Origin of the sequence: Caballeronia sp. NCF2, assembly GCF_023631205.1 — a bacterium.
GTDB classification, from domain to species: Bacteria; Pseudomonadota; Gammaproteobacteria; order Burkholderiales; family Burkholderiaceae; genus Caballeronia; species Caballeronia zhejiangensis.
Genome location: NZ_JALQDN010000064.1, coordinates 568,462 through 575,982, shown reverse-complemented (window position 1 = coordinate 575,982; position 7,521 = coordinate 568,462). Strand labels below are relative to the sequence as shown.

The following is a 7,521-nucleotide window of genomic DNA, read 5'->3' as shown; positions in this document are numbered from 1 at the left end:
TCGCCAGCTTGCCAGTGGTCGCAAAAACACGACATTTGTATCTTGCTAGAACACGACATTCTCATGTTGCTCCTACATCAATTCCCGCGCTAATTTGCATTATGTCAATCACGGTTAACTAATCGCTACACGCATCCTCCGACAACGATGGCAAACTGCGCAAGTTCCGCGCGTTGCCGCATTCAAAGCGGTACGCCGCTTGCGCTCAAAGCACGACCTGCCTTTTCGGCCCGAGTCCCCAAGCCGACCCACGTCCCGATGAACACACGCCTGCTCGGTCTCACCCGCATTCCGTTCTTCCTGCCGCTCTCCAGCGCGACCCTGATGCTCGGCGTCGCGATGTCGTTCACCGCGCCGTATCTGTCGCTGTTCAGCGTCGAACAGGCGGATATGAGCCCCTTGAAGCTCGGCGTCTTCATGACGGTCATCGCCGCGAGCGGCGTCGTGGCCAGCGCGTTTGCCGGAAAATGGTCCGACAGGCACGGCCATCATCGGGAATTGCTGCTCGCGGCGCTCATTGCTTCATCGCTCGGTTTTCTGTTGATGTGCGTCGTGCGCAATTACACCGCGCTGGTCGTGATCGGCATCCTGTTTCTCGGCGCAGGCGGCTCCGCGATGTCGCTCGTGTTCTCGTTCGCGCGCGCCGCGTTGCCCGTCGACGACGAAGCCGAGCGGTCCCTCGCGCTCGCCACCTTGCGAACCGTTCTTTCGATGGCGTGGGTCTTCGGACCCTCCGTCGGCGCGCTGGTGCTCGCCGGCGCCGGCTTCTACGGCCTGTTTCTGTTCGCGGCGGCCTGTTTCGTCGCGTGCGGCGCGATCGTCTGGCGCATGCACGGCTCGCCCAGGGGCGACCCGCACAGCGCACCGGCGCACTACGCCGGCGACCCGACATCGCTGCTCGAAGTCACCGCGCCCGACACCGAGGAGCTCGTCCCGCCGCACCCCGGCGCGTCGCATTCTCGCGCCGAGATCTGGCGCGCGACCGTCGCGATGACGCTCATCGGGCTCGCCGCGAGCGCTACGATGATCGTCCTGCCGCTCTACGTCGTGCACGGCATGCACGGCACGCGCATCGACGTATCGATCATGCTGGGCCTCGGCGCATTCCTCGAAATTCCGATGATGCTCGCGCTCGGCGCGCGTGCTTCGCGTCTCGACAAGCAGCGATGGCTCGCGTCGTGCGCCGTCGTGCATCTGATTTATTTCATTGCGGTGGCGGCGTCGCCCAACGTCCACTTCCTCATTCCGATGCAAGCCTTCAACGCCTTCGTCGTCTCGGTGACGTCGTGCCTCGGCATGACGTACATGCAGGATCTGATGCCGCAAAGCCCCGGATCGGCGACGGCGCTTTTCTTCAACGCGTCGCGCGTCGGATCGATCCTGTCGGGCGTTCTGTCCGGCGCGCTCGTGGCCGCGCTCGGCTATCGCGGAACGTTTCTCGTGTGCGGATGCATCGCGTTGAGCGCGGCGGTGCTGTTCGCCAATCCGCCGTTCGCGCTCATCACGCGGCGCATTCTCGACCGGTGGAAGGCGCGGCGGCAGACATCGGCCTGACCTCTTCGCTATCGGGGAATGGCAATATAGGCGCACCTTTCGTCGATTCCCACGCGATCATGTCTCAGCGCCTCCCGCCGCTCAACGCCCTGCGTCTCTTCGAAGCCGCCGCGCGCCATCGCAGTTTCAAGCTCGCGGCCGCCGAACTCAACGTGACGCCGGGTGCCGTGAGCCACGGCATCGGCGCGCTTGAAGCGATGCTCGGCGTCGAGCTTTTCGTGCGCGAGCCGCGCGGGCTGTCGCTCTCCGCCGCCGGCGAACACTATCTGCCGTACATCGCCGAAGCGTTTTCGCTTATCGTCGTCGGCACGCAGTCGCTGCCCGACAGGCGCAAGCGCCGCGCGATCTCGGTTACGTGCGCGCCGACGCTCGCGGCCCGCTGGCTCGTGCCGCGCCTCGCCGATTTCCGCGCGCGCTGGCCCAACATCGACGTCACCGTGGACACTTCGCGCCGCCAGGCGGGCTTTCCCGTCGACGGCTTCGACTTCGGCCTGCGCCTCTCGCGCGGCCCGGTCGATGGCGCATCGTCGTGGCAACGTCTCTTCGGCGAGCGACTCGTGCCGGTGTGCAGCCCCGCCTATCGCGCGATGCTGACCGGCGCCGGCGCCGTTCCGGATCTCACCCGCGCCGCACTCATTCACATCGATACGGCCAGTCAGGACTGGCAAGCGTGGATGGACGGCGCGGGCATCGACGGTCTCGATCTGCACGGCGGCCTTCGCTTCGATACCGTTCAGCTCGGCTTCGATGCCGCCGCGGCCGGGCTTGGCGTCGTCATCGGCAGGCGTCCGCTCGTCGATCGCGAGCTGGCGGCGGGCACGCTGGTCGAAGCGTCCGCGACGAGCGTCGAGACGCAAACCGCCTACTGGCTCTGCGAGACGCCGCAAGCGAGCGCGCGCGCGGATTTCGTCGCGTTCCGCAACTGGCTGATCGAACAAGCGACCAGTTTCGCCGATAACGGTTGAACTGCGCTCATCCGACGGCGAAATCTTTTCGTTTGTCAGCACGGACGTTCGCCTGCGACGATGGCCGCAAGGAGGAACGAGCCATGTCGTCTTTATCGACCACACGATCGGCCACGGACCGCGCGACGACGTGGGTGCTCATCGGCGCGGCCGCGCTGATCCTGAGCGCCGCGATGGGCGTGCGCCAGACGTTCGGGCTTTTCATCGGGCCGTTTTCGTTCGATCGCGGCATGCCCGTCACGCTGATCGCCTTCGCGATCGCGCTGCACAACCTCGTGTGGGGCTTCGCGCAGCCGTTCGCGGGCGCGGCCGCCGATCGATACGGCGCAGCGCCGGTCGTCGCGACGGGCGCGGCCACGTTCGCCGCCGGGCTCGCGCTCGCCGCCGCCGCGACTTCCGGCTGGATGCTCGTGCTCGGTCTCGGCTTGCTCGTGGGCATCGGCATCAGTTGCACGAGTTTCGGCGTCGTGCTCGCGACGGTCGGACGCGTGGCGTCGCCGCAAACACGCAGCGTCGCGATGGGCCTGGCCAGCGCGGGCGGCTCGCTCGGCCAGGTGCTGATGGTGCCGTTCGCGCAGGAAGTGCGCGTGCATGCGGGCGTGCCGGCGTCGCTCTATGCCCTCGCCTTCGTGCTGCTGCTCGCCGCGCCGCTCGGCATCGCGCTCGATCGCGCGAGCCGCCGGAGCAAGGCATCTTCGGCATCGCACGAAACGCACGCGCAAGCCGCCGCGATGCCGTTGCGCGAAACGCTCGCGTATGCGTCGCGGCATCGCGGTTATCGGCTGCTGACGCTCGGCTTTTTCACTTGCGGCTTTCAGCTTGCGTTCATCGCGACACATCTGCCCGGCTATCTGATGCTGTGCCACATGCCGGTCGGACTCGGCGCGACCGCGCTCGCGCTGATCGGCCTCTTCAACATGATCGGCAGTTGGGGATGCGGCTGGCTCGGCGGACGCTGGCGGCAGCATCACGTCCTCGCGTGGCTCTATCTGATTCGGGGCGGCGCGATCGCCCTCTTCGTCCTGTTGCCGACGACGAGCGTATCCGTCGTCGTCTTCGCCGCCGTGATGGGCCTGACGTGGCTGGGCACGGTGCCGCTCACCAACGGACTCATCGCGAAGGTGTTCGGCACGCGGCATCTGGGCACGCTATTCGGCGTCGTGTTTCTCAGTCATCAGCTCGGATCGTTTCTCGGCGCGTGGCTCGGCGGCTACGTGTTCGACACGACCGGCTCGTACTCGCTGATCTGGGCCGCGACGGCAATCGCCGGACTCGTCGCGGCGCTGCTGCATTTTCCGATCGATGACCGGCCGGTCGCGGAAGCATCGCTCGCGGCGAGTTGATTTCGCGTCCGAAAAAAACGCGCCACAATCGGCGCGTTTTTTTTCGATCGATTCACACGTTCAGCCGTGCCGCGCGACGGCGGCCTGCGCGTGGGCTTCGCGCGTCGAGCCTTTCGCCGGACGTCCCGCCCAATAGCCCGCGAGCATCGACCCCGACAGGTTGTGCCACACCGAAAAAAGTGCGCCGGGCAACGCCGCGATCGGCGTGAAATACAGCTTGCCGAGCGTCGCCGCGAGCCCCGAGTTCTGCATGCCGACTTCGATTGCCAGCGTGCGGCAGACGGCTTCGTCGAAGCCGAGCAGACGCCCGCCCCAATAGCCGCCCAATAGACCGATGCCGTTGTGCAGCACCACGCCCACCGCGACGACCATGCCCACCGACGCGATGCTCTTCTGCGTGCCGCCGACCACCGCGGCGATGATGAGCAGGATCGCCACCATCGACACGAGCGGCAGCATCCACTCGATCTTGCGCACGAGCTTGCCGAACAGATGGTTCACGACGAGGCCGATGACGATAGGCAGCGCGACGATCTGCACGATGCTCATCAGCATGCCGTGCACGTCGACGGCGATGGAGGCATCGACATAAAGGCGCGTGAGCAGCGGCGTCGCGAACACGCCGACGAGCGTCGAGAGCGCGCTGATCGTGACGGACAGCGCCACGTCGCCACGCGCGAGATAGATCATCACGTTCGACGCCGTGCCGCTCGCGACGCTGCCGACGAGCACCATGCCCGCCATCAGATCGGGCGGCATGTGCAGCGCTTTCGCGATGACCCACGCGGCGAGCGGCATCACGAGGTAATGCAGCACGATGCCCGCGATGACCGGCGCGGGCCGCGTGAACACGCGCCTGAAATCGTCGATGGAAAGCGTGACGCCCATCGACAGCATGATGATCGTGAGAAGCGTCGTGACGTGCGGCGCGATGCCCGTCACGGATGAAGGCGCGCTATAGGCGGCGATGGAAACCAGCACGGCCCAGAGCGGGAAAAGGCGGGTGATGCGGGCAAGCATGAAAACGATCCTCGAATGTCGTTGCGTGTCGTGTTTGGTTCAGCGAAAGCGGCGGTGCGCGGGTTGACCGGACAGGCGCAGACGGACGAAAGCTTGCCCTCGTGGGGCGGACGCTGCCCGCGATGCCGGCGCGCGCGGGTCACGCGCGGTCTCTCTAGCCGATCGTCGGGCAGGCGCCGCATTTTACCCGTCGCGCGACGGGTTTTCGGAATTCGCTTAATTCCCGCGACGCGCGCATACGCTCGCCAACTCATTCGCGGCTAATTCTCCGGCGTCATCATGCGCATCAAACAACCACTTGCAAGGAGATGATCATGACGCCAATCGCCATCGTTCAAGGCACGCCGACGTGGGTCTGGGTGCTGCTCGCATTCCTTTTGTATCGCGGCATCAAGGCGATGCAGGCCAGCACCACCCCGCTGTCGAAGCTCGCAATCGTTCCGATTATTTTCGCGGGCATGGGCATCGCGCATCTCGTCGCGTCGCCGCTCGCCGGATGGATGGCCGTCGCCGTGTGGATCGCCACGCTGGGCGCGGGCATCGTCGGCGGCGTGTTCCTTGCGAGCCAGAGCCGCTTCATCGTCGATCCGATCGCGCGAACCGTGATGCTGCCCGGCTCCATGTTGCCGATGCTGCTGATCCTCGCGACGTTCATCGCGAAGTTCTGGCTCGGCTTCGAGATGGCGACCGTCGCCTATCTGCCCGCGCTCACGACCTATGCGGCAATCGACGCCGCCGTGTCGGGCATCGTCGCGGGCATCTTCGCGGGACGCTTCTTCACGTACTGGAAAACGATGCACGCGCTGCGCGCTTCGTGGGCTTGACCCTGATTGCTGCGGTCGCGCGTCGGGCCATCGGAACGCGCGATCGGGCAAATGGCGTCACACTTGTTACTCTCCGTTTTCCGCTATCGGAGTCAGACTGAATCACGGCAAACAACGAGCAAGAGTCCAACTCAGGAGGTTGCAAGGCCATGACTACATCCGACGAAACAGGGATGCGCACGCCGCCCGTCGTGTCGCAGGAGCAATGGGAAGCAGCGCGTCAGCAGTTGCTGGTGAAGGAGAAAGCCCAGACGCGCGCCCGCGACGCGCTCGCCGCTGAACGCCGCCGCATGCCCTGGACCGCCGTGAAGACGGACTACATGTTCGAAGGCCCCGCGGGCAAGATCGGCTTTCTCGATCTTTTCGATGGCCGGCGTCAGTTGATCGTCTATCGCGCGTTCTATGAGCCGGGCGTCTTCGGATGGCCGGAGCACGCGTGCCGCGGCTGCTCGCTGGTCGCGGATCAGGTCGCGCATCTTGCACATCTGAATGCGCGCGACACGACGCTCGTCTTCGTATCGCGCGCGCCGCAGCAGGACATCGCGCGGCTGAAGGAACGCATGGGCTGGACCATTCCCTGGTTCACGCTGACGGATCGCTTCGATGCCGACTTCGGCGTCGACGAGTGGCACGGCACGAACGTGTTCTTCCGCGAAGGAGACCGTGCATTTCGCACGTACTTTCTCAACAATCGCGGCGACGAGCAGATGGGCAATACCTGGAACTATCTCGACATCACGCCGCTCGGCCGACAGGAACTCTGGGAAGACTCGCCTGAAGGCTATCCGCAGACACCGACCTATAAGTGGTGGAACTGGCACGACCGTTATGTCGACGATGCGCCGCCCGATAAAAAATGGGTCGAAATCTCCGATGCCGGCGAAGCGGCATTCCGTGCTGAAAGCGCAAGGAACAAGGTCTAAAAACGAGCGATGTTGAATGCGGAACCGGTCATCATTTCTTGCCGGTTCCGTTCCGCATTTTTGTGGAACGATTTAGCTAAAGTTTTCGGCAAACGTTTCCGTAAACACAATCATCAACAGCGACGCCTCCGTCGCGCACGGCTCTCCCGCACCAGCCGGCACTATTCGCCGCTTTCGCCTGGACGCCCTCTCGTCCATCTCCTCCACGGATAATCTGCAATGAAGAAGTCGTTGGCCGCATGCGCGGCCGCTATCGGCACGCTCGCCGCGCTTGCCGCTCCGCTCTCGCACGCCCGCGAAATCTACGGTCAGATCGGCACCGAAGGCGTGGGCATCGGCTACTCGGAACCGCTCGGCACGCGCGACAACGTGCGCGCCGAATTCAACGGCCTGAAGTTCTCGCATAACTTCGACGCTGGCGGTCTCCACTACGACGGCACCGCGAGCATCTATCACGGCGGCTTCTATTTCGACTTTTTTCCGGCGCCGGGAACGGTCGGTTTTCGCATCACGGCTGGCGCGCTCATCGGCGGCGATCATGTCGATGGCACCGCGACCAGCATGAACGGCACCTACACCATCGACGGCATCGCTTATCCGACTTTCGGGGAAAGCATTCACGCCAAGGCTAAGTTCCCGGCCGTGCGTCCGTATATCGGCATCGGCTTCGGGCATACGCCTGTTGCCGAGAAAGGCTTTTCCGCGTTCTTCGATGCAGGCGTCGCGTATGGCCGCCCGCGCGTCACGCTCGACGTTCCGGCGGATATCGTCGCGGCGGCGGGACAGGAAAACATCGACGCGGAACAGCAGGATCTGCAGAACAAGGCGGACAAGTTGCGCTTCTATCCGATCGTAAAGGTCGGCGTCACTTATCGCTTCTGATCGCGCTTCT

At 64.7% G+C, this 7,521-nt stretch carries 7 protein-coding genes; 6 read left to right on the top strand and 1 reads right to left on the bottom strand.

The window, feature by feature from the left end; all coding sequences use genetic code 11:
• Positions 1–258: 258 nt before the first annotated feature.
• The 3 genes from NCS02_RS25740 (at position 259) to NCS02_RS25730 (ending at position 3,862) form a co-directional block, all read left to right on the top strand.
• Positions 259–1,554, top strand: a complete 1,296-nt coding sequence (locus NCS02_RS25740; RefSeq protein ID WP_250503657.1) for a sugar efflux transporter — start codon at positions 259–261, stop codon at positions 1,552–1,554.
• A gap of 59 nt (positions 1,555–1,613) precedes the next feature.
• Positions 1,614–2,519, top strand: coding sequence for a LysR substrate-binding domain-containing protein (locus NCS02_RS25735; RefSeq protein ID WP_250503656.1), 906 nt, complete (start codon positions 1,614–1,616; stop codon positions 2,517–2,519).
• A gap of 83 nt (positions 2,520–2,602) precedes the next feature.
• The gene (locus NCS02_RS25730) at positions 2,603–3,862 is read left to right on the top strand and encodes an MFS transporter (protein WP_250440957.1); all 1,260 of its coding nucleotides are present in this window, start codon (positions 2,603–2,605) and stop codon (positions 3,860–3,862) included.
• 60 nt (positions 3,863–3,922) lie between these two features.
• On the opposite strand, the gene panS is transcribed toward NCS02_RS25730, so the two are convergent.
• Positions 3,923–4,882 carry a ketopantoate/pantoate/pantothenate transporter PanS gene (gene panS / locus NCS02_RS25725; protein ID WP_008348034.1) on the bottom strand — a complete coding sequence of 320 codons (960 nt, stop codon included), beginning with the start codon at positions 4,880–4,882 and terminating at the stop codon, positions 3,923–3,925.
• Between the two features lie 314 nt (positions 4,883–5,196).
• Here panS and NCS02_RS25720 point away from each other — a divergent pair, with 314 nt between their 5' ends.
• From NCS02_RS25720 to NCS02_RS25710, 3 genes are all read left to right on the top strand, one after another.
• Entirely contained in the window at positions 5,197–5,706 is a 510-nt protein-coding gene (locus NCS02_RS25720) for a DUF6622 family protein (protein ID WP_008348033.1), read from the top strand.
• Between the two features lie 149 nt (positions 5,707–5,855).
• Positions 5,856–6,629, top strand: a complete 774-nt coding sequence (locus tag NCS02_RS25715) for a DUF899 domain-containing protein (RefSeq protein ID WP_175980823.1) — start codon at positions 5,856–5,858, stop codon at positions 6,627–6,629.
• A gap of 219 nt (positions 6,630–6,848) precedes the next feature.
• Positions 6,849–7,511, top strand: coding sequence for a hypothetical protein (locus tag NCS02_RS25710; RefSeq protein WP_008348031.1), 663 nt, complete (start codon positions 6,849–6,851; stop codon positions 7,509–7,511).
• Positions 7,512–7,521: the final 10 nt, after the last annotated feature.